The sequence below is a fragment of the Nostoc sp. genome (genome assembly GCF_036917515.1).
Classification (GTDB): Bacteria; Cyanobacteriota; Cyanobacteriia; order Cyanobacteriales; family Nostocaceae; genus Nostoc.
The window spans coordinates 1-22861 of the sequence record NZ_JBALDE010000155.1; the positions used below are offsets into that span (position 1 = coordinate 1).

Below are 22861 nucleotides of genomic sequence, written 5' to 3' on the forward strand. Positions count from 1 at the left end.
TGCTGAAGTATTCAATTCGATTATTACTTCATTACTTGAAGTACGGGAAAATACCCGTGTTAACCTGATTCATCCCGCACTTATGCAACGCCGTAAAATAGTAATCAATTGCTGTTCTTCATCCATCTGATAAACAACTCGCCAGACACCAACTTGATAGCGAAAAAGACCCGTGAAATCACCTTTGAGCCGCTTAATGTTTGGATGTTCGTAAGCGTTCTCTCGTAGTTGGTCAAAACAAAGGTTTAGTCATTCCGCTAGTGATGCATCTACTTCTTGATAAAACTTCTGTGCTTTGCGAGTAAGTACTAATTTCATACATGACGACGAATACTGTCAAATGATACCACTTCCCCAGCCTCAGCTTCCTGCATAGCTTCACGCAAAGCTTGCTCAAAACCAGGGACATTCAAAAGTTCCGTTGTCGCCTCATTTTCTTCTCTTTCTTCTAGATCCGCCAGAAAATCACTCACTACCCGTAGCCTTTATGGAAACAGTCGCCGTAAACGCTTCTCAGCTTCCTGAAGAATAGTAATGTCATCTTGCTTTGATTCCATAGTTATTTTTATACTTAATGTTTTTTACCGTCGATTTACTCCCTCCTTTATATGCTAAGGGCAGCTTGTCGTCAGATATCGCCCTAGAGTTGACGATCACTAAAATAACAGAAATCGCACCTGTAAACCGTTATAGAATTTTGAGTAAGAATTAGATTGCTATTCGCTATCTCAACGGTGATGCGATCGCAGTTGCAAGAGTTCTAAGAAATACTGCAAGCAACAGAAGACAGCAACGGCGATGCTCAAGTAATTTATCCATTGTTGAAAGTAAATACTGATAAACTCAATGATATTTTTGCTGAATCATTGTGTGACTGGGCAACAAATACCTTAGCAGAAGCAGAAGCAGATACAGTAGAGTCTATTGCTTACATAATTTTTATATTCAGTAATCGGATTAGCGATTTTCCTTTGGGTAGCAAAGCCAGCAACATGGAAATTGCGATCGCCTCTGGCGTATTCACAACACACATTGATAAAATTAATCTCCCGTTAATACAAAAATATCCCCATTATGCATTGTTAACTTTAAGCATCATTGCTATCTTGATATTTATCGCTTTAGGTTGGCTGATTACCAAACGTAAATAAAGTAAATTCTTCGGAGAAACTATGCAAATAAAAGACATGACGACTGAACAGTTACAAAACTTGATCCGTAATCCCCCGATAAATTGAGGGACTTTAAGAGCTTTTTGCCTGCCTGCCTACTGATAATATGTACGGGATTCTGGAAGGAGAGGTAGATATATTAGTCAATGGCAAGATTTATCGGAGTTAGTAATGGCACGTAAACGGTTGATTATCGAGATGGGGATGGGAATAGATCAGCACGGACAAGAACCAACAGTAGCAGCATCTAGGGCAGTACGAAATGCGATCGCTCACAATGCCTTACCTGGTGTTTGGGAAGTTGCTGGTTTAAGTCATCCCAATGAAATGATTATAGAGGTTCAAGTAGCAGTTCCATACCCAGAACAAGTTAGGGAAGAAGAGGTACTCGCTGTACTACCATTTGGGCGCAAAACTCTCATCGTAGAATCTGGGGGGATGGTAGTTCAAGGGCGGGCGATTCCTGAACTCAACGATAAAAATGACGAAATGTTGATTGCGATCGCTGCTGTTACAGTTCTGGTTGAAAATGAGTAGCTGAGATCAAAGTTGCAACATTTACTTAATAAAATGACGCATCTCCAAGAGCAACACTGGGAAAAATTATTTGGATTCCTGACTATAGAAGGGCAGTCTATGTATGGTATATGGACTGTTTACTCCCCAGAAAAAGAAGTCATCAAGTCTTTTCAAGGTATCAGAAATTTGCGTTCCAATACTGATAAAACAATAATTACTCACACAAATCAGTTCCTTTCGCCAGACGGAAGTACGCTAGAAAACCAATGGCAAATGGAAAAGGAAACTTGTAACCAGTCTGATGGATTATTGCATCCAGCAGACCCATCTAAAAGGGCATTAGCTCTTGTTGATTATGGTTCTAGTACTTGGCTTAGTAGAAAACTGGAATCGGGACGTAGTTTCTCAGTTGAGTTATTTTTAAAGCATAAAGATTGGAATACTAGCATAGGTAGTATCTATACAGAAAATGGTGATTTAGAGAAAATTCTCCATTTGCGCGAATATTTAAATAGTTTTCCCAACAGCACAACAAGAGAGGAAATAACCAGTCTGTCAGGAAGTTGGATTGGCACAAAAAAATATATCACTTCTGATTTAAAAGTTTCAGATTCAGAAGAAATTCGCGAGATTATTTTAGACCCGACCAATGGGAAAAATGACACTTTCTACTTTCCAGATAGTGTTATTGTAAATATTCCTAAAAACTTGTATATAGGAAAGGAGTTTGAGATAGTAGCTGGGAAGCTGGTTACAGAAAATGAGTATAAACGCCTCACAGCTAAATACGATCATTCAGGTACATTTACACTGTTGATTTCTGAGATATTTCGGTTGCAAGATTAGCTGTTAGAATTGGCTGATAATTCCCATATTTTACGTTTTTATGATATATTTACATCAGTTGTGCTTACAAAGTTGTTAATGGATAAGAATTTTTATAGGCAGTAGACTAGCCTGTACATCCTACTTTGTTACAACGTGGCATTCGCAAATATAATCTATCTGGTTTGACAAGTCTCATCCTAAAAATATTCTATCTTTGGGACTAAGCATTTGCTAATCCAAAAGTATAACATTATAAAAACCTGGAGAAAACTATGTCATTAGAAACAGAGACACTACAGGCGACACCATCAACTTCTACCTTTGAGACGCTTGAGAATAAGCAAGAATTTAACTGGAGACAATCTTGGTATCCTGTCTATTTTCTGCAAGACCTGCCCACAAATCGTCCTTATAGCTTTTCTTTGTACGATGAACCCTTCGTTTTGTTCAAAGACCAAAATGGACAGCTTATCTGTTTAACAGATCGTTGTTCCCACCGTGCAGCTAGACTTTCTGATGGACAAATTATTGACGGCAAAATAGAGTGCTTATACCACGGTTGGCAGTTTGGCAATAATGGACAATGTCTGCACATTCCTCAGTTACCAACCGATGCTAAAATCCCGGTAAATGCTTGCGTATCATCCTTTAAAGTCTTGGAACGTAAAGGTATCATTTGGATGTGGGCAGGAGAAGCCGAAACGGCTATTGATGAGCTAATTCCATCTCTACCAGATTGGGACAAGCCGGAATGCTTCAACTTAGATTATATACGTGACCTACCTTACGACCAAAGCTATTTTATTGAAAACATTGTTGATCCGGCTCATGTTCCAATCAGTCATGATGGCATCATGGGAAATAAAAAAGATGCCCAAGCGCTGGAACTAGAAGTTATTGAGAGCAACATTCAGGGAATTAAGGGAAGGTGGCGGCGAACACGCACACTCAATCAGCCTTGGATTTCATTAGATTTCATTGCTCCTAATTTGATTCTCTACAAATTTGGTAATGAACAGCAAGGTAAGTTTGGAGGCACAGCCTTGTATTCAATTCCGCTAGGTAAGGATAGATGTCGGATTCTGATCAGAAATTATGGTAACTCGTTTACCAAAAAAATCAGGCTGATGCCTCTTTGGTTAGATCACATCCTGAGGCAAAACAAAATCTTAGAAGGTGACTTGCAATTAGTCGTTGAGCAAAAGGCACAAATTGAGCGTTTGGGACAAAATCTCAAAAAAGTGTATTTATCGCTCAAAACATCTGATATTTTAGTAGTTGAGTATCGCAAGTGGCTAGATAAATTTGGGTCATCTTTGCCGTTTTATCAAGGTTATTCCACCTCAAAAAACGTCGGTAATAGCGAGTCCAAGCAAAAGTTGATCGTGTTAGACCGATTCTCACAACATACACTTATTTGTCATTCCTGCAATCGAGCTTATCAAGTGACAAATAGAGTCAAACAAAGCTGTATAGGGGTGGCGATCGCTTTCGCTGCTGTAGCGATAATTGCAGATGATTATAGAATTAGAATCACAGCAATATCGCTTTCTGTAGCAGCAATTGCAATTTCTGCTATGGCTCATACACTCAAAACTCACTTTGAGCATTCCTACACTCGTCATTAAAATAGGGACTGGAAACAGTTCTTAGTAAAGACTTTAGTCCTTATTTTCTAAGCACTAAAGTGCTTACTACAAACTTTTCATTACTAGCTTAGACATTGTACCAATACATATATAGTAAGTTTGCTCGCTTTAAACAATTTGCTCAAACCTCAAGTCTTATTAAGTCACGATCTAAATTAGTGGCTCTGCGCTAAAGTAAAAATATTGGGATAAAAATCTCTGGCAGTAAGTTCAATAGATCAATAATCTTTACCACTGCGGCGATCATGTCTCAAGAGCATAACGAATCACTCCAAATTCAAGAGATCACCAAACTCAAACCGAAACACTTTGCTGATTTAGTTAGATCGGCACAATTGGTTTTCGACCCTACAGCCGGAGTTTCAGGAAAAAATATCGTAGTTGACTGGGAACAATTTGGAATTCCGCGTGATGTAGCGGACAATCTCAAATCACTTGGTCAGCACTACCAGTATGCATCTCCTCACATCCCTATTGAAGACATTTGGAGTAAATTAACTCCAGAAACTCGTATTTGGTTCGTTGAAAATAAAGATCGGTTGTGGCAGTTTGAAGAAGCTTTCCCAGCCCTTGACGAAGATTGAAGAGGGCAGGAGGAGGTAGGAGGTTGGAATTTAGATAAGACTTCTATACGAAATCGAAGATTTTAGTGAAGGACTTTAAATTCCTCCATCTGCTTAAAGCAAAAGACAAATAGCGCAGCGTCTGGTAGAGAGTGTTAGGCAGCATCCATTAATGTCAACTTCAGGTTAAAGCCAGTCTAGAAAAAGCTTTTAGCAAATTATCTCGTTTCTAGCCAGAGGCTAGAAACGAGATTTTAAAAGGGTTTTGGCTGAAATCGACAACAATGGCAGCATCCTATTTTCTCCCTTTTGCCTCTCTACAAGGATAAGAAAAAACTGCGATCGCAAGCAAATAGCGAATATTGACATTACTAGTTGCAAAGTTTTTAACTCTATTGGTTAACAACTACTTAGCATTTCTCCAGGTTACGGTTATACTGCTATCATTGCTGGCTCTACTGGTCAGCTAAATCTACTGAGTATTATTTTATTCAGTTTAATAATTGTTGCAAATTAGTACAAATTAAATTGAGACATCCTTTAACTTTATCTGGAATGTTTCAAGGTATTTTATTGTTTTCTTTTTTCTTTCAGCAAAAGATATATTAATTACAACAGGCTAGGAGTAATATCAAGTCTGGGTAATTCCAGTTTAAGAGTAATCAAACAGACATGATGATATAAGGAATGGGAACATCAGGGAGAAACTAATCCCCAATAACCAATAACTAATATTTGAGGAGATTTAATGTGTCTAGTCGGAAATTATCTTTGTTACTAAAATTAATAATTATTATATTGGTTACTGGTGCTAGTAGTTTAGGTATCAGCTTGCTTTTAACCACAAGCGGATTTGAGCATTTGTTGGGAATTATCAAGTCAAAAAGCGAGAGTGCTAAAGCGAGTCATAACAAACTGATGAGTGCAGATGCACAGAATATAAGTTTAGTCAAAGACCAGATAAATGAAGTGCCAAAGGCATTTCAGGGAACAATCGTTTATCAAGGGAAACTAAGAGCGAATGAGAAAGTTATTGCCCTAACTTTTGATGATGGCCCTGGTCCCAAAAATACAGCACAGATTTTAGAAATCTTGAAGAAAAATGATATAAAAGCCACATTCTTCATGATCGGGCAAATGGTGAAATATTTTCCCCAAGTTGCCAAGCAAGTGGCTGCTGATGGTCACGTAATTGGTAATCACACATGGCATCATTGGTATCACCACATGGACTTAGCTACTGCGGCTAGTGAAATCGATCGTACAGCAGAAATCATCTACAAGACTACTGGAGAGAAAACTACTCTATTTCGTCCTCCTGGGGGCTTTTTAAATAATGGACTAGCCGAATATGCCAAAAACGAGAAATATGCTGTCATGATGTGGTCAGAACAATCGGGAGATGCTGAACGTCGTTCGCCTCAAGTTCCCGGACTAGTCAAAAATGTGCTGAAATATGCAAAACCCGGTGCAATTGTCCTGATGCACGATGGAGGCGGCAACCGTTCTAAATCTGTCAAAGCTTTACCAGAAATGATCGCAGGTTTAAAAGCCCAAGGCTATAGATTTGTGACAATTCCCCAACTACTGGAAATACAAGCCCAAGAAAAAAGTGTGGAGACAGCAGTATCACCTGTAGTAACAAATCAAGAACATCCAAACCAACAGCTTAGTCATCAGTGATACGCCTGTCTAGCTTTGTCTAGCAGACACAACGATCGCTCTTCTCTAGTCTAAAGTCCAGTAGTAAGCGATCGCCATCCTTATACAGATATAAAATATCTTCAGGCGATCGCAATATTTAAATCCGAAGCGACGCTGTATAGCTTAATTGATGAATGTAAACAAGTTTCTTGACTTACAATGTGATTGTGTCGGCTGACAATGCCATTTTATCGGCTGACAATACGATTGTGTCGGCTGACAATGCTATTGTATCGACTGACAATGCCATTGTATCGACTGACAATACGATTGTGTCGGCTGACAATGCCATTGTATCGGCTGACAATACGATTGTGTCGGCTAACAATGCCATTGTATCGACTGACAATACGATTGTGTCGGCTGACAATGCCAATGCAGCAATCTAAAATCGGGTTTCATACTCAACTTGAAGTTGATTGTCATCCCCCACATCAGTTGAGCCTCGCATCAGAATTTCGTCATTGACTCGATAGAGGACATTGAAACGGAAAGAGTCATCGCTAGAAAGAGCGCGTGATAAAGAGGCAGAGAAATTTTTATTAATATCAAACACACCTTCTGCTGATAAATTCAGAATTGAAGTTCTTGATGTTTTTGATTCATCATTATTAATAGATGGAGTCGGAAATATCCGAAATTCACTGAAACCAACAGCCTGTCCGATCGCAGTGATAGTTCCTTGTAAACTACCTAAAATGGTAGAACTAGCGAAATTAGTCAGCCCTTGGCCTGCATTTGCTTGACCTTGACCGAAAGAACCCAGAATTGAGCCACCCAGCAAAGCGACTATTTCTCCCTTACTACGGCTAGGTTCACTCGTCAGTTCTAGATTCTCACCCAATTTACTAGCTGGGCCGTCCACCCTAGCTTGAACGGTAACGCTACGTAAAGTCCCAAAGTTGTTTACAGAAACATCGCTGACTTCAGAAGACAAGGGTGATTCCAAAGTTTGAGTGTTCCTTGCTGATGTTTCCGGTACAATTGCCGTCAGTCGGACATCCAAAGTCGGGTCAAGTCCTTGACTAGGAGTGAACCGCGCAGTTTGTTCATAGCCCCGCGCCAAGGTGAACTCAGTGGAAAATAAGCTCAGTCGTCCTCCTGTCAAACGAATGGTTCCTTCAGGAAGCGGTTTGGCTAATGTACCATTAATGGTCAAGTCACCTTTAGCGTCAAACTTCAATAGGGGCTGACTTAATGCCGCTCCTCCTGGTACAAAGCTTAAAAAGGACTGAGTTGTAACCCGAATATCTTTGTCTAAAATCAACTTTAAATTTGCAAACTCTACAGGTATGGGTGGAGTTGCGGCGCTAGTGCTTGCGTCTGCTGTTGCCACTGAGTTTGTGCTTCCATCCACTGTAACCACTGGGTTAGGGTTATTCTCTGCTGTCGGTGCGACGTTAGGGTTAACCTGTTGTCTATCTAGATTTATGACCTTAGTATCAGCCTCTGCTGTCGCTGCTGATTTTTTCTTCGCAGCAGCCGAGTTGCCAATAATTACTTGACCATCACTCAGTTGAATCTCTCCACCAATTACAGGTTTTAAAGCTGTGCCGCGAATTACAACATCGCCACCAACACCACCTTCATACAGTCCTGCAAGCTTAAAGTTGAGTTTATCTGCTATTGATACTGTCAGGGGATTCGCTGCGGCTTGTTGAGCATCAAAAATTGGCAAGATGCCTGATACATTTACTTGCCCTTGATTGTAATTACCTTGGATATTTTCAACGCTGATCGTTCTACCATTAAATAGTGCTGTTCCTGTGACATTCGTTAAAGGATCGGATAAGGCTTGAGCGCTAAAAGTTGCATTATTAAATGTGGCGTTGCCGTTGATAACTGGTTCGGTTAAAGTACCTTGAACATTTAAATCTACTTTTCCTTGACCGTCTACCCAAGCGACTTGATTATTGGTAAGCAGATTTAACAGTGCCAATCCTTCATTTTGCACATTGGCGTTGATGTTGATTTGATTGCTATCCGGTTGCACTTTGGCAAAAGGCAAAGGAGCTGGTACGCTACCTGTAACGGCAACTGGCTGCGTTCCTGTTACTAATAAGGTACTATCAAAATTCAAGCGAGCTTTGTTGTAATCAAAGTTCACTTCTCCTGTTTGTACGGGTTGTTTGTTAAGGGTCGCATTCGCTAGTGCCACTTTCCCTTGAACTCTGGGGTCTTGCAAACTACCTGCTAAAGTGGCATCAGCATTTACATTACCAGTAATATCTACGGGGTATTTTTCGATATAAGGTTCTAAAAGTGATAGAGGCAGACTGGCTACATTCAATTTTCCAGATAGTTGGTCAGTTCCTAACTGTCCTGAAAACGCCACTAGTCCTTGATTAATCCCTACACTCAAGGGCGAAAGGGTGACGATACCATCGGCGAAAGTGCCTTGAGCAACAACTTGATTGATGGAATAATTACCCCATTGCCAGTTAGCACCTTGAAAATTAAAGCCGACATTCAACCCAGATTTTAAGGAGCCATTGGCTGTAATTGCTCCGTTTAAAGCACCTGTTAATTCTGCAAGGCTGGGTAAAGATGGAGTTTGTTTTGTTTGTGCTTGCTGTTCTTTGGCAAGTGCTGTTGTAATATTCGAGAAGTATGCTAACTGGGTTTTCAAATCTGCATTCGGCAACCTGACAGACTCAGTTTCAAGTGCTTCTGCTCCTGCTAATGTTGGAGGTTGTAACCCAGTACCAAGGTCTTTAAAGTCGAAGATATTAAACGCTTGTAAAAGTCTCTGGATTTTGGCTTGAGCAAAATTAGCTTGGAATTGAAATTGCGGGTCATTTCCCGCTTGTACATTACCACTGAGAGCGATGTTGCTATCGCCAATCCGCAATAGACCGTTAGCCAAGCTAGCTGTACCATCAGCATAATTGATGTTGCCGCGAAATTCATCGGCTGCAACTCTGGCGACACGAGGCCCTGCGATCGCCACATCCCCCGCTATGGCATAATTATTCAGATTGACAACTAAATTACCCGATAATTGCCCCGCCAGTGGTTTCAATTGATTGTTAGGTAAAAAGCCGCCAACCAGAGCGATGGGAAACTGTTGGGCGTTGATGAACAAGTTATCTCCCTCAGTTCTACCTGTGGTAACTGCGCCATCCCGCCGAACTAAAAATGAAGTGGGACGATAATCTGCACCTAAGTTAAGCGCAATCTGATCTTGTTTCCCAGCTAGTCGCAGACTTGCCCCTTGTCCCCCTTGAAAATTCACGTTTCCGGTTAAAAGTGGGTCAAACGCCAAGTTACTCACATTAAAATTCCGCAGCCGGATATTGCCATTAGCTTGAGGAACATCTGGAGTTCCTGTAACTTTTCCATTAAAATCCAGTCGTCCTGCTATTGCTACGTCCCCAGGAACTTTAAAGCCAGTATTTTGTAAGTTGAAATTCTGCGCCAGTACATTGAAATCAAATCCGGCAATTTGGGGTGCGCCAGTTGGGGGAGTTTGAATAGCGATCGCACCATTAGCACTCAATCCTGGGGTACTTGCGTTTTCGACTATAATCTGCTGTCCATTCCACTGAAATTGTGCACTCAGCGGTTGTGCTAGCAGCGCTAATCCTTGGGAAACGCGGATTTGTCCGGCGGCGCGAATATCTGCAAGCTGGAAAGATTCTGCTGTGCCTGCTAATTGGATATTACTATTGAGCCGTCCTCCTAATTGTGGTGAGAAACGGTTGAGTTGAATTTGAGAAACGTTAGCAAGCACTTGCCAGCGACCAGCATCAAAGCTAACATTCCTGAGATTAACTGTACCTCCTGCTATATTCAGCCTTGCTTGTCCTTTGGCTTGAATGCTTGAGGGTTGGAAAGAAGCAGTGCTTCCTGACAAATTAAAGGCGACATTGTTTAAAACTCCCTGGAACTGGGGTGGTATCTGTCCAAAACGGCTCAATTGCAGTTGTTGGGCATTTAAAAAAGCCTGCCAGCGTTGTTGTACAACTTGACCTCTAGCCCTAATTGTCCCACCAGCCACGTTCACAACTGCATCGGGAAAGACGATGTTCTCTCCTTGTTTGATAACAAAAACTCGTCCGCTGGTGGGATAGGTGGCACTAGGCGCTTGTACCCGTGCTACTGCTTGCAAGTTGTTCAGAGTGCCGGAAATATTCGCATTTGCCAATACATTTCCAATAGTGATGGAGGGTGAGGAATTATAGGCTTTGGCGATCGCATCCCCTGGTATATTTTGTGCTTGCACATTCAACGCCACCCTACCTTGGGGTGCAAGCTGAACTCGTCCGCTGGCTGTGACTTGCCCTCCCACGTCTGGATTTGCTTGAACGCGGGAAACATTGACGTTTAATGGTGTTCCTAGAGAACCAGTAATTTTAGCGTTTGCAGATATACCACCAACATTTATGGGAGTGGAAATACCATAACCTTGAGCGATCGCATTTCCTGGGATACCTTGAGCTTGAATATCTACGCCTACCTGACCTTGGGGAGCGAGTTGAATTTGACCATTAGCTGTGATTTTCCCCCCGGCTGGCGGCGTTATCTGAACATTGGAAACATCAAGTTTCAAAGGTTGTTTGCGAAGTGAGCCAGAAATTTGGGCTTTTGCTGAAACATTCCCCACTGCAATCGGGAGAGTAACGCCGTAGCTACGTGCTAATAAATCTCCTGATATCCCATCAGCTTGAGCATTAAATATTACCCCATCTTTAGCTCCCAGATTAGCTTGACCGCCGCCTGTAATTTGACCACCAGCTGCGGGGATTATTTTCAAATTCGAGACAGCAAGTTGAGATGCAGTTTTAGATGCATTCAAGCGGAAATCAGTGTTGATGGTATTAAATTGAATGCGGTCAACTTGAATAGGTTTAGTGTTACTTACTGTACCACTGACGATTGGTTGCTCAAGTGCGCCGCCTACCTGAATATTTGCTTGAATTTCGCCACTAGCTGGGACTGACGATTTTACTTTCAGGGTATCTAAGATATTCTTCGCAGTGACTGGTTTGATTTGAGCAGAAACATTAAAACCTGTTTGAGTATTAATTGTTCCATTAGCCAGAATGGGAATTTTGCCAAAGTTCGTACTCAGATTATCTAAAGTAACTGTCTGACCCTGAAATAGAAATTTCCCATTAAAATTAGAAACAGGCTGAGGAATATTTTGAATTTTAGCGGTGATTTGATTAGCTGTAGCTGTTCCCGTAATTGCGATGTCTGAAAGTTTTGGTGGAATCTGAACTCCTAAGTCAGCATTCAAATACCCTGCTTGTAGCGCGATCGGTAACTGAATTAATCTAGTGATTTCAGATGCTTGTAAATTTTGTGCTGAAAGCTGGAGCTTAGTTTGTTGAGCTTTTAGTTGGGTTTCGCCAGCGATTTTAGCAGCGCCTCCCCTAGTGAATTGAGTATTGAAGTCATAACCGATCCTTTGATTTTCATCAGAAAATCGGGCAATACCACCAACTCGATCTAATATTACTGAGCCTTTTGGTTTAGTTGGTGCAGCAAATGGCATCAACTCTACTTTGCCATCTTGAATTTGAAGTGACTGCAACTGAGTTTGAATAAAACCTTTTCCTTCCCCAGCCTTAACTTGGGCTGTCACCCAACGACCATCTTTATCTTGTTGAATGTAGACATTGGGTTGAACTAACGTGACATCTAATGCCAATTTTCGGCTAAGAAGGAGTTGCAACGGCGAGAACTGCACCTCCAAAGCTTTTGCGACCACTTGATCTTGATCGCTGGTAGTTGCTGGTATCGATAAAGAGCTAAATCTCAGACTAGAAAGCGAAAAACGTTTAACGTTGCCAACTTTGACTGGACGCTCCAGTAATTGCTCGAGATTTTGCTGTACTAACGGTGCTAAATCTTTGTATATATAGTTTCTAGCCCACCAAGCACCAACTATAATTCCAATCAGCAAAACCCCACCCAGAGCCAAACTGGTACGTGCTAAAAGCAGGAGCCACAAACGACGATTAGATGGTTCCTGATTGTTTTTTGTATTTGGCGGTCGCGTCATCATTGTTACTAGTACTAGTAATTTTTTTTCGAGTGAGGCTAGAGACAAATTATTTAGTTGTATCGGCAAGTTACAAAATATGGTTTCACAATATTAGGACTTACGCAAGAACTTTGTGTCAAGCTGCTTGTATTTTCTAGGATAGCTACGCCAATAAGACGCATTTGCAGTGCGTCTATGTTATTTGATGATTTTGTGTAATTCCTGAATTTATTTCGATATCTTGAATAACAACACATTATTAACAAAATTCGCTACTTTGTGGAGAAGTAGCGAATCTGAGCTTTTCGATTACTCTTTTGCAAACCCAATCATTCATCAGTTGGATCGTCAATCATTTCTGGTACTAAAGCTGGGTTACTTCTACGTTCTTGTGGTGATTGCTCCCGAATAACATCGTCTATTCTCGCAGGGTGTTTGATTTTGTCCAGTACCTCTGGACTTAATTGTGATGGATCGCCTTCTGGATTAGACTTTTCAGCTTGACTAGGAACTGTTTCCTTATTCATAACTATTTCCCTAAACCCTAAAGTTATATGCCAAGCTTAAGTTCTTCTATGGTGCGGTACACACTATCTTGGGACTTAATTTCACATAATGGTAGGTAAAAAAGGCGTCAGCTTTAACGAAACAGAATAAAAGCGTCAGTCACCAGGATTGAGAATGAATTGTGAACGATAAAGTAGATAGCGCAGCGTCTTTGGCTTTGCTCCTAAATTCTGACTTCTGAATTCTTCTTCAAAAATTGTAGTTTTTGGCTGACCCAGAAAATAATGTCATGTTTTTATGACATTATTACCATTGAGCACATGTAGAGCGCCACAATTGTCAGAAAAGCATGACAATAAGATCCCAGAAGGGCTGATAAATTCGTGAAACAGCCAAAAAACCCACCTCATACCCCTTGATCCCTAGATATACTTAGTGGTTAATATAGACTTAACAAACAGAAATCTTCCGATCCCAAAGAAATGCTGATTTCGGCATTATCAGGAATTGAAAGGATGTTGACTCAATTTAAAAACAGATTAAAAAACTTAAAAACTGGGCAAAACCAGGAGTCAGGAATAAGAAATTCATCTGGAATGGATGACATTTTACATAGCATTCTTTAACCAGGGAAAATCATTTACCGCTTAAACTACTGGAGGCCAAATTAATGGCAAAAGAACGCCCGCCACTAGAGGAGATGACCTTACGTCAACTACGCAAAGTTGCTAGCGAATATAGCATCTCTCGCTATAGCCGAATGCGTAAATCACAACTGCTGACATCAATACAAGAAGTCCAGCGTAGCAAAAACTTACTTAGTCCATCTCGTTCATTGGAGGCACAAGAAACTGTGGAAGCTGCAAAGTTTGAATTAGGTCAGGAAGATCGTACTGGTGGATCTTTGGCTGATGTTGATGAAGGACTGGCAGATTTGCCCTCTGGCTATGGTGAAAGCCGGATTGTACTTTTACCGCGCGATCCTCAATGGGCTTACACTTATTGGGATGTTGCCAATGAACACAAAGAGGAACTGCGTCGGCAAGGCGGACAACAACTGGCACTACGGATTTATGATGTCACCGACATTGATATCGAACACCAAAGCCCACATAGCATTCAAGAATATCCTGCTGATGAATTAGCTAGAGAATGGTATCTACCAGTTCCAGTTAGCGATCGCGATTATGTAATCGATATTGGCTATCGTGCTGCTGATGGTCGCTGGTTAGTACTAGCTCGTTCTAGTAGAGTACACATTCCTCCCGTCTATCCTTCTGACTGGATTGAGGATGTCGTGATCACTGTAAATTTTGAAGAAGATTTACGTGGCCAGACACAGTACGAACTAGTTCCTCCTGCCAAGAAAGTTGCACCTACCACCAATGGTAATGTTGGTAATGCTGTAAATGGCAACAGCAACCCCATCTACGATGAAATCTTTGGTTTAGCAGAATCTGCCGAAGTACAACGGGTTGCTGGTTCTATCTTCGGCTCCCAACAAGGTGCAGTGCGTCCCGAACAAGCCATTAGCTCCTACATTTTCCCATCAGGTGTCGGTCTTTGGGCAATTCCCACTGCGTCTGGCTTAACCGCTTCCGGTGCAGGAATGTCAGGTGTTGGCTTCTCGGCTTCCGCTGTACCAGTGCGTCCGCGCCAATTCTGGTTAATTGCCGATGCTGAGTTGATAGTCTACGGTGCAACCGAACCCGATGCTACTGTAACCATTGGTGGCCGTCAAATTAAGCTAAACCCAGATGGAACATTCCGTTTCCAGATGTCCTTCCAGGATGGTTTAATTGACTACCCAATTTTGGCTGTAGCTGCTGATGGTGAGCAAACCCGGTCAATTCAAATGAAATTTAATCGTGAGACACCATCTCGGAATACTAACACCAAAGAAGAAGCCGTCTTAGAATGGTTCTCTTAAGTTTTGGCTCTGAGATTGACTCTAGACTGAAATTTTAAATTATTCCCCGCTATAGTAATTCTGTAGCGGTTTTTTTATATTATTATGTCTACAAAAAAGTTATTTTTGTTATTTATCTTGATAATCAGTGCAAGCTTATTATCAGGTTGCCAAAAGATAGAAGCAAATTTAGTCCCAAAAGCGTCTAAAAGTTGCCCTGGCAAAGATGCCAACTTCAGTATTGATTTTTTTAGAACCAATAATCAAGGTAAAAAAAATTCCAAAGGTATTAACAATGTGATTATTTTTAATCCCAAATCACCAGAATTAGATTTCAAAGTTAATGTTGGTCTATCTCATAAACTCTACGCCCAAGATAGTAGAGGTAAACTACGTAAAGAATATGTAGCAAAACAGTTTCATGAACTTATCGCTGATGAAAATGCCAAATTAAACGGACAGCTACCTATTGCCGCAATTAATGCCGACTATATAGATACTGATGATAAACCACAAGGCTTAAATATTTCTCGTGGTGTAGAGTATTCAGGAGCATTTAAAAATAAACGTTCTTCCTTTGGGATATCAGGAGGTACACCCCAGCAGCGACAGGCTACTATTCAAGCTGGCAGAAGAAAAAACGATATTCTCAATTACAATTTAGTGAGTGGTAATGGCAGATTCTATCGTCAGGGTAAATTTAAAGATATTTGTGAAGATTTGGGAGAATTTGCTTGTAAAAATGCAACTAATCGCTCTCTAGCAGCTATCACTAATCAAGGTTATGTAATCTTATTGGTTAATGACTTGAAAGCTAATTCAGGTATTGAATTATCTCAACTTAATCGAGAATTAATGCCAGATATGTTTGATAATGTCTTGGAAGGTATTGCTAGCAATAACTGTTTAGGTAAGATTCAAGAAGGGATTTTATTTGATGGAGGTATGTCTCCAGGATTGTATTACAACCAGAAAATTTATGTAGAAAACCTTGGACCGATTGGTTCAGTTTTTTTGATTTACAAAAAATAAAATAGTTATAATTTCCACAGTTATTGCACCCCACCTCGATGCTTTGGCGGGAAGGGGTGATTCGGGTTTAATAAGTCATTAAGCAGACATCATATAATTAACCGAATTTGATATTATTGATTTTTTACAAATGACCAATAACTAATGACCAATTTGCAAGTTAATAGTTATTTACGACTTTGTGATTCATCTTGATTTTTAGTTTTTTGATGAGAAAAGCGAATTCCGACAAAGATATCATAAATAAACTCTAAAAAGTCTTTCTTTTGCAGTAACCCTGAAGTTTGATAACAGCCTTTTTCATCTAATAAAGGCTTCATCAGATAGTATGTAGACTGATATTTGTACCAGGGAATACAAGTCCATAAATGATGAATTAAATGGTAGTTCTGACCTAAAATCAGGATGTTAAGAATTGGGCTGGGGTATACACGAGCATTTTTCCAGCGATCGCGTTCAACAAAAGGACGATGGGGCAAATAATCAAAAAACAAGCCCAGTATTAATCCCACTATACCAGAAGGTACAACCCAAAAATTGAGAACGTACATTAAAAAATGATATTGAACCGAAATATAAACAATTGCAACAACAATTAAGCGGCTAATTAACCATTCCCATAGCTCATATTTGCGCCACAGTCGCCGTCGAAAGAAAAACACCTCATGAGACAAAAATCGAAATGCAATCAGCCACAGCGGACCACCTGTAGAAACAAAATGATCTGGATCGTCTTTGGGATGGTTGACATGAGCATGATGCTGCAAATGTACTCGTGTAAACACTGGAAAAACGAATCCTAGCATCAAGGCGCTACCATGCCCTAGCATGGCATTAATTACTCGATTGCGGTGGGCAGATTGGTGACAAGCATCATGAATTACTGTTCCAGCACAATGCAAAGCAATAGTGTTAAAACCAAAACACAGCCAGTCTGGCCATTGCCAAAACCAGTAACCACAATGAGATGACACCAATACTGTCACGGATGCAAAAAACAGTAGTAGTGTAGGATTGAAATCACCAGGAGGCGCTAACAATTCCTTCGGTGGAACTTTCAGCAGTTTATGTGTTTCTGAAATTACCGTTCTTACTTCTGTATCTACTACGTCTTTAAAAATGACTTCCAAGTTGTTGCCATTTAACTTTTTATAGTCATCAACAGCTGAGTCGATGATGATTAGGCTTTTGTCCGGGATGTCAAAAAAATTAGGATCTACAGAGGTCATAATTTTCCTGGTCGTGATTCGTTGATAAAATGAGCTTGAAATCCCAAACTCAGCCAGCACAGAATAGATTTCTTGCCTCAATTAGAGAGATGAAAAGATTGAAAATTTAGCCAATACTCTTCTCTATTCAAATTAGGTATGGACTGTAAGATATAGGGAATAGAAACAATTTTGAATTTCTTGCTAAACTACACACATAAACAAAATATTTTATTTTTCATTTCGAGAGTGAGTCCTGTTACTCATAATGCCAGCAACAACGGCATACATAGATTTTGGTTTGATATCGACATTTATCGATTTGCCCAGACAATGTTTTTCCGATGTGCTGAAATGACACTTTGTTATTGATTGTGTAAAAATCAATTTTCAACAATATAAAGAATACAGTTTTTTGAACAATCAACGCAAGAGTTTCGTCGAATTTGACGTATAATAAAAATATTTTCAACACAGATATCATACTTTTAACAAAAATGCATAATTTATTTGCTTAAATCAAAAAATCATCTTTTTTCTTAACTGATGTCATAAGTATATATACTAGCGATCGCTAGCTCCCCTTTTGATTCCGTGCAGTTGCTGTCTTCTTCCTTTAACCAAAACTCCAGTGCAGGAGTGTCGTGGTAGCCAGAATAGAGAAAACTTAGTGCGAACCATAATACTGATTTGGGGAGCATACTACTTCCTAATCTGATTCTGAGTTCGACACTAGCTAAAATATCAAATTTCTATACTTCATAAGAAAAGTTTTGCTATGCGTCAATTATTACTAGTTTTGACCAGTGTACTAACTCTTAGCAGTTTAAATACCTCTGCCATAACAATAGCAGGCACAACGCCTGATCTATCTGAGATGCGCTTAGTTCAAAAGCTCAACTGCAATAATCCTCAAACTCAAGCAGCAATTAATGAATGTACGAAATTATCTTATCAGAATACAGATAAAAAACTGAATCAAGTTTATCAACAATTGGTATCTACCTTAGAAAGGTCTAGAAAACAGAAATTGATTGCTGCACAGTTAGCATGGATCAAGTTTCGAGATAACAATTGTGAGTTTGAGAGAAGCAAATATGAGGGCGGAAGTATTGCCTCTAGCATTTATTTTGGTTGTTTGGAAAAGACTACAAAACTGCGTACCCAACAATTACAAGAATATCTCAAAACTGACTCTTAAGCCTGAGGAAGGGGTTTTTGGGCTTTCTGCGGTAGATTTGGGAATTATAACTAATTAGCCGGACATGATATTACAGCAGATTTCAAGGAAAGTAAAGTACACAACGATTCGTCTGTTACCCAGATATAAAGCAATACGGTTCAGTTAAGGTTAAAACTCTTTGTCAAAGCCAATTTTTTTAACGTAGACGCAAAGCGGCTTGCCGCAGGCTACCGCAAAGGACACAGAGAAAAGGAAAAAATCCTTAATTGAACTGTATTAAGATATAAAGCGTGTTTTACTCCTAAATTCTGAATTCTGAGATTAACGCAAACCCAAAATTTCGGAAATCGCCGCTACAATATCCAAATAAAAGTTGCCTTTGACTGCCCGAAACAACTCAAATTTAGTGTCAGGGGCACCAAAAAATGGTCTGAGAAACCATCCTAACTGCATACCAACAAAGGCATAAAGCAATAACCAGGATCTTAAAATAGTGGTGCGGGTTTTTTTGCCAACTTCATCTTGTTGAGAAAGTAATTGCATTCCCTCATAAAGGAATTTCACGCCAAATATGCCTGTAATAGCAAAAATAAATACATTCAGCAGTTTAAAAAATTGATAAGAATCGGGTGTAGTAATTAGAAAAAATAGCGTAACTGGTGCCAAGCTAAATAAAAGTACGCTAATCACTGATACAGATGTGAGTAGTACAACGAAATGCTGTAAAATACTGCTCCGAGAACCAAACAAAACATTAAAAAAGAATAAAGTCGGGAAACAAATAATCAGTGTGATTAAATAAAATACCGGAAGTTTAATAGCACCCGATAATGCCTGTGCCCAACTGTGGGATGCACCGATAATTGCTCCATAAAGTGCAAAGAAAATAGAACTAGATACGAATAGAGAAGTGATTTTATTTTGTAATCGCACTCCCTGACGAATTTCTTCTAAGAATGACTGGCGATCGCGCAGTAAATTGACCAAAACAGCAAATTGTTGAATTCCGCGGTTTTGCTTCTTCAGCATAATTTTATCTGTTGTATATTTGGTGGAATTACTAATGACTAATTAACGAACTCCCAAGAGATAGCCAATAGATTTAATAAGGCTTAAATAGAAATTACCTTCTCTTTCGCGGAATAGTTGAAAAGGAGAATCAGGTGTGCCAAAAAACGGTCTGAGAGTCCATCCTAACTGACTGCCGACGAAAGCATAAAGAAATAGCCAAAATTGTAAAATTTTCTGGCGTGTCTTGCTACCTTCATTATCTTGTTCTAAAACTAAACTCGTAGCTTGATATAAAGACGAAACACCAATAAATCCAGTTATGGCAAAGATCAAGACATTTAACAAAATTAGAAATTGGTAATTATTGGTGGTAATTAAGAAAAAGAGTGTGATTGGAGCAAAGCTAAATAAAAGTACGCTGGTGACTGAAACCGCAGTTAAAACTAATGCTAAATGCTGTGCAAAAGTCCGCTTGGAACCAAAAATAATATTAGCAAAGAACAACGTCGGGATACAAATCAAAAGTGTGATTAGATAAAGGGCTGGGAGTTTAATGGCGGAAGATATAGCTTGCATCCAGCTATGATATGCACCAATGATTCCGCCATAAGCAGCGATAAATAAAGAACTGCAAACTAGCAAAGAAATTATTTTATTTGGTAATCTTGTACCTTGGCGAACTTCCTCTAGAAAACCTTGGCGATCGCGCAAGAATCCAATCAGCACTGCAAAGTATTTTATTCCTGAAGATTTCCGTTCAATCATGTTATCCTCACACCGATATTATTCTAAGTTTCATCTGAGTAATCACCGCCAGAACCATACTTCCAAGCATCAACCAAACGATGCCAATAATATTGTTGTTCGTTCGGTTGATTCTTAATCCATGTTTCTAGCATTGGACTTAGCGAAAGCAAGACAGTGTATACACCTAAGTTACTGTAATGTAACATCCAATCTAACAAACTTGCCAAACCTACTTGTGGAATTATTTTGACAACTAATGCAGGATGATATAGACCAGTTTTTAACAGTGTTTGCGTTAGTGCCGAAAATTGCACTATATCTTGTAAAAATGGTTTTAACACTGGCGTACCCAACTGTTGCATTTCTTGAAATACTGCTGAGAGTAATTGGTTAATTTGATCTGGGGCAATTTTCTGATTTACACCAACACTCATCGCCCTTTGAAACAACCAGGTAACAGTCAAACTTGGCTGATAAGGTTGCAGCAGTGTTAACGCTTTTGCAGATAATTGTTCTGTTTCTAGCGCTTCGTCAATGCCATAAGTTAAACGCTTTAGATGACGCACCATTGCCCCAAAACCACCAAAACTCAAGGGAGATTGACTACCACTGCTATCTCCGGCTGGTAAAATGCGATTCCAAGGGGTTTTTAGCGGACTTTGGCGATAGGTGGGAAAGAAACCAAATAGCGCTCGTTGAAATTTCAGCTTGCTCAACTCCACTCCCTGATATTCTGGTAAAAGACGCAGATATTCCTCAAATAGAGCTTCTAAACTCAAGCGTTGGGGATGTGCATCCATGTAGGTAAATAAGTAAGTAGTTCTGCCATCCCTGGCTGGAAAGGCTTCCCAAAAGTACTGGCATTGATTCTGCAATGATGTGAATGATAATAATAAATCGCCTGAGTTATTTTCTGGAAAACCTTGGGCGCAACTTCCCACAACCAAGCACAGTGCGTCTGGTTTTTTGCCTTGGCGTGCTTGTTGGGTGATGGGTGAAAAATGTCCCATCGCGTCGATTAATAAGCGAGTTTTGAATTGGTTATTTATCATCACCCCATCTAGATGAACCACTGCTTCGCTAAAGGGTGTGTTTTCTAACAACTTTCCCCCGGCGGCAAGAAATCGGGTTTTCAAGGTAGCAAGTAGATAAACTGGATCTACGCCGATATTCAAGACATCCTCTACCCAAACTTCTGTACCGCCAGCAAAACTAACTCGCGCTGGATTATATTGAGTGGCGATCGCACTTGCTAATTCTTCTTCACTCAGCAAGTTCAATTCCACAAACACATCTAATTCTTTACGAGAAATATTCCACTCTTGTTCCCTCCCCCGCAAAATTCCCCGTTCCAATAACGCCACCCGCAACCCCTTCACCGCCAAGGCACAACCAATTAAAATGCCCAAAGTGCCACCGCAGATTAGCACATCGAAATCTACAACGCCTAGAGGCTGTTGACTTTCTTTAACTAAGGTTGGTACTGGTGCGGAGTTTTCGCGCACAGATGTAAGGATGCGATCGCCTTGGCGCAATCCTTTTAAAACATCGCCAGGTAATTGGGAAAGAATTTCTTCAGTTAAAGACATTTTGGAAAAATTCAACTCTACATTCCAAAACTACCTGAGAATGAAGAAAGTAGATACGATATTATTTTTGGAGAGCTACGAGCGTGGTCAACAATAATAATCAAATACTACCATTTCCCTCAGAGGTTGACAGAGAAGAGTTAGAAGGCGTTGTGCAGGTGTTAGCAAACGTAACTAAGCTCCCTGTTGAAGTGGTTAAGCCACATTTAGATGCATTGCTTGAGCAGTTGATGAAATTAAAACAGGAGCAGCTATTTTACAAAACTGCAACGGCTGTTGAGTGGATAACAGCTTTTCGGGAATGGGCAGAGAGCCATAGGAGAGATACGCCCTTACTATCAGAGTATGCTTTAAGTCGGGCAGGAATAGACGATGATGAGGAGTTCGGAGATTTTCAACGTTAGGGACTTTAACCGCTACGCTTCTGAAGTCACCCTTGTAAACCCAACTAGCTTTACACCACCATCTTCTGAGAGCTAATTGGGTTGTCACCTTGCACTCTTTCTTCTATTCTTTAATGTCTGGTTTCTCGGAATCCGGTGAGTCAGGTAACTGATTGATTTCAAGGGTTGGGACAGATAGAGTAAATCAGTTTACTTTTTTCAAAGTAACAGTAACTGCTGAACCTTGAACAGTTGCCAAAAGAAAGATTTCCTTACCACTATCAACAATAATACCACTATAAGTATCACTACCATTTGAAAATCCTATCTGCACCGTACAATCTTGTTTAACACTATAGGTTCCTGACCCTTGGTTGTTTGTAGATATAGTACCGTTAGCGCTATTAGAAGATATTATTTGAAAATTTCCCGTTCCATTAAACTTGTATAAACCAACTGAAGCTACAGGTATTTCTGAGACCGTCCCCGTCAATGTACCTCCATAGCTACCTTTTATGGTTGCATTATTACAAGAAGGCGCAGCTTCGGCGTTCACCTTTTGAGAGATAGCGTCTGAAATGGTCAATACTGACACAGTACCAATTATTAACGTCGTAAAAAAGCCTTGGATTTTAAAGTTCATCAGATTCATGTAATCAAGACACCTTTGCATAAATATTGAGATAAGACTTATGCACTGTACAAACTAATCATGGTATGAATTTATCACAAAAGGTAATTTCAATTTTTGATTAATTATTTTTGGACGCCTAAAGACTGTTAATTTTCTTTAACTAACTGTGGTGTGGGTGCAGAGTTTTCGTAGACAGATGTAAGGATGCGATCGCCTTGGCGCAATCCTCCT

At 40.0% G+C, this 22861-nt stretch carries 20 protein-coding genes and 1 pseudogene; 11 read left to right on the top strand and 10 right to left on the bottom strand.

Annotated features, from left to right (window positions below):
• Nucleotides 1-69: 69 nt before the first annotated feature.
• Together V7K89_RS35985 and V7K89_RS20065 are read right to left on the bottom strand one after the other, a co-directional pair.
• A pseudogene (locus tag V7K89_RS35985) lies at nt 70-210 on the bottom strand (type II toxin-antitoxin system RelE family toxin); the annotation flags it as partial.
• 104 nt (nt 211-314) lie between these two features.
• Nucleotides 315-473: a hypothetical protein gene (locus tag V7K89_RS20065; RefSeq protein ID WP_335190157.1), complete on the bottom strand. Its 159-nt coding sequence runs from the start codon at nt 471-473 to the stop codon at nt 315-317.
• Nucleotides 474-818: 345 nt separating this feature from the next.
• On the opposite strand from V7K89_RS20065, the gene V7K89_RS20070 reads away from it, so the two are divergent.
• From V7K89_RS20070 to V7K89_RS35990, 7 genes are all read left to right on the top strand, one after another.
• Nucleotides 819-1151 (top strand): hypothetical protein, encoded by a 333-nt coding sequence (locus tag V7K89_RS20070; protein WP_335190159.1) that lies wholly within the window; start codon nt 819-821, stop codon nt 1149-1151.
• Between the two features lie 192 nt (nt 1152-1343).
• Entirely contained in the window at nt 1344-1709 is a 366-nt protein-coding gene (locus V7K89_RS20075) for a Lin0512 family protein (protein WP_335190161.1), read from the top strand.
• 12 nt (nt 1710-1721) lie between these two features.
• Nucleotides 1722-2537 carry a DUF3598 family protein gene (locus V7K89_RS20080; protein WP_335190163.1) on the top strand — a complete coding sequence of 272 codons (816 nt, stop codon included), beginning with the start codon at nt 1722-1724 and terminating at the stop codon, nt 2535-2537.
• A gap of 254 nt (nt 2538-2791) precedes the next feature.
• Nucleotides 2792-4147, top strand: coding sequence for an aromatic ring-hydroxylating dioxygenase subunit alpha (locus V7K89_RS20085; protein WP_335190165.1), 1356 nt, complete (start codon nt 2792-2794; stop codon nt 4145-4147).
• 266 nt (nt 4148-4413) lie between these two features.
• Nucleotides 4414-4752 (top strand): hypothetical protein, encoded by a 339-nt coding sequence (locus V7K89_RS20090; RefSeq protein WP_335190167.1) that lies wholly within the window; start codon nt 4414-4416, stop codon nt 4750-4752.
• 729 nt (nt 4753-5481) lie between these two features.
• Nucleotides 5482-6414, top strand: a complete 933-nt coding sequence (locus tag V7K89_RS20095; protein WP_335190169.1) for a polysaccharide deacetylase family protein — start codon at nt 5482-5484, stop codon at nt 6412-6414.
• A gap of 230 nt (nt 6415-6644) precedes the next feature.
• On the top strand, nt 6645-6824 hold the full coding sequence (locus V7K89_RS35990; protein ID WP_442941719.1) for a hypothetical protein: 180 nt from the start codon (nt 6645-6647) through the stop codon (nt 6822-6824).
• On the opposite strand, the gene V7K89_RS20105 is transcribed toward V7K89_RS35990, so the two are convergent.
• Together V7K89_RS20105 and V7K89_RS20110 are read right to left on the bottom strand one after the other, a co-directional pair.
• Nucleotides 6821-12445 carry a translocation/assembly module TamB domain-containing protein gene (locus tag V7K89_RS20105; RefSeq protein ID WP_442941720.1) on the bottom strand — a complete coding sequence of 1875 codons (5625 nt, stop codon included), beginning with the start codon at nt 12443-12445 and terminating at the stop codon, nt 6821-6823. The genes V7K89_RS35990 and V7K89_RS20105 overlap by 4 nt on opposite strands.
• Nucleotides 12446-12756: 311 nt before the next feature.
• Nucleotides 12757-12954 carry a hypothetical protein gene (locus tag V7K89_RS20110; protein WP_335190175.1) on the bottom strand — a complete coding sequence of 66 codons (198 nt, stop codon included), beginning with the start codon at nt 12952-12954 and terminating at the stop codon, nt 12757-12759.
• Between the two features lie 650 nt (nt 12955-13604).
• Between V7K89_RS20110 and V7K89_RS20115 the strand changes: the two genes are divergently transcribed.
• Nucleotides 13605-14864: a DUF4912 domain-containing protein gene (locus V7K89_RS20115; protein WP_335190177.1), complete on the top strand. Its 1260-nt coding sequence runs from the start codon at nt 13605-13607 to the stop codon at nt 14862-14864.
• Nucleotides 14865-14948: 84 nt separating this feature from the next.
• Nucleotides 14949-15875 carry a phosphodiester glycosidase family protein gene (locus V7K89_RS20120; protein WP_335190179.1) on the top strand — a complete coding sequence of 309 codons (927 nt, stop codon included), beginning with the start codon at nt 14949-14951 and terminating at the stop codon, nt 15873-15875.
• A gap of 167 nt (nt 15876-16042) precedes the next feature.
• Here V7K89_RS20120 and crtR read toward each other — a convergent pair whose 3' ends face one another.
• Both crtR and V7K89_RS20130 read right to left on the bottom strand, forming a co-directional pair.
• Entirely contained in the window at nt 16043-17104 is a 1062-nt protein-coding gene (gene crtR / locus V7K89_RS20125) for a beta-carotene hydroxylase (RefSeq protein ID WP_335190181.1), read from the bottom strand.
• A gap of 518 nt (nt 17105-17622) precedes the next feature.
• Complete coding sequence (locus tag V7K89_RS20130) at nt 17623-17784, bottom strand: hypothetical protein (protein WP_335190183.1); 162 nt, start codon at nt 17782-17784, stop codon at nt 17623-17625.
• A 77-nt stretch (nt 17785-17861) separates the two neighbouring features.
• On the opposite strand from V7K89_RS20130, the gene V7K89_RS20135 reads away from it, so the two are divergent.
• Nucleotides 17862-18284, top strand: coding sequence for a lysozyme inhibitor LprI family protein (locus V7K89_RS20135; RefSeq protein WP_335190185.1), 423 nt, complete (start codon nt 17862-17864; stop codon nt 18282-18284).
• A 303-nt stretch (nt 18285-18587) separates the two neighbouring features.
• Here the strand turns inward: V7K89_RS20135 and V7K89_RS20140 are convergent, their stop codons facing one another.
• Genes V7K89_RS20140 through V7K89_RS20150 form a run of 3 tightly spaced genes read right to left on the bottom strand, consistent with a single transcriptional unit; the run spans nt 18588 to nt 21613 of the window.
• Entirely contained in the window at nt 18588-19295 is a 708-nt protein-coding gene (locus tag V7K89_RS20140) for an actin-binding WH2 domain-containing protein (RefSeq protein WP_335190187.1), read from the bottom strand.
• A 42-nt stretch (nt 19296-19337) separates the two neighbouring features.
• Entirely contained in the window at nt 19338-20042 is a 705-nt protein-coding gene (locus V7K89_RS20145; protein ID WP_335190189.1) for an actin-binding WH2 domain-containing protein, read from the bottom strand.
• A 23-nt stretch (nt 20043-20065) separates the two neighbouring features.
• The gene (locus V7K89_RS20150) at nt 20066-21613 is read right to left on the bottom strand and encodes an FAD-binding oxidoreductase (RefSeq protein WP_335190191.1); all 1548 of its coding nucleotides are present in this window, start codon (nt 21611-21613) and stop codon (nt 20066-20068) included.
• Nucleotides 21614-21696: 83 nt separating this feature from the next.
• Here V7K89_RS20150 and V7K89_RS20155 point away from each other — a divergent pair, with 83 nt between their 5' ends.
• Nucleotides 21697-22017, top strand: a complete 321-nt coding sequence (locus tag V7K89_RS20155) for a hypothetical protein (RefSeq protein WP_335190193.1) — start codon at nt 21697-21699, stop codon at nt 22015-22017.
• A gap of 184 nt (nt 22018-22201) precedes the next feature.
• Here the strand turns inward: V7K89_RS20155 and V7K89_RS20160 are convergent, their stop codons facing one another.
• Complete coding sequence (locus V7K89_RS20160; RefSeq protein ID WP_335190195.1) at nt 22202-22639, bottom strand: hypothetical protein; 438 nt, start codon at nt 22637-22639, stop codon at nt 22202-22204.
• Between the last annotated feature and the right edge of the window lie 222 nt (nt 22640-22861).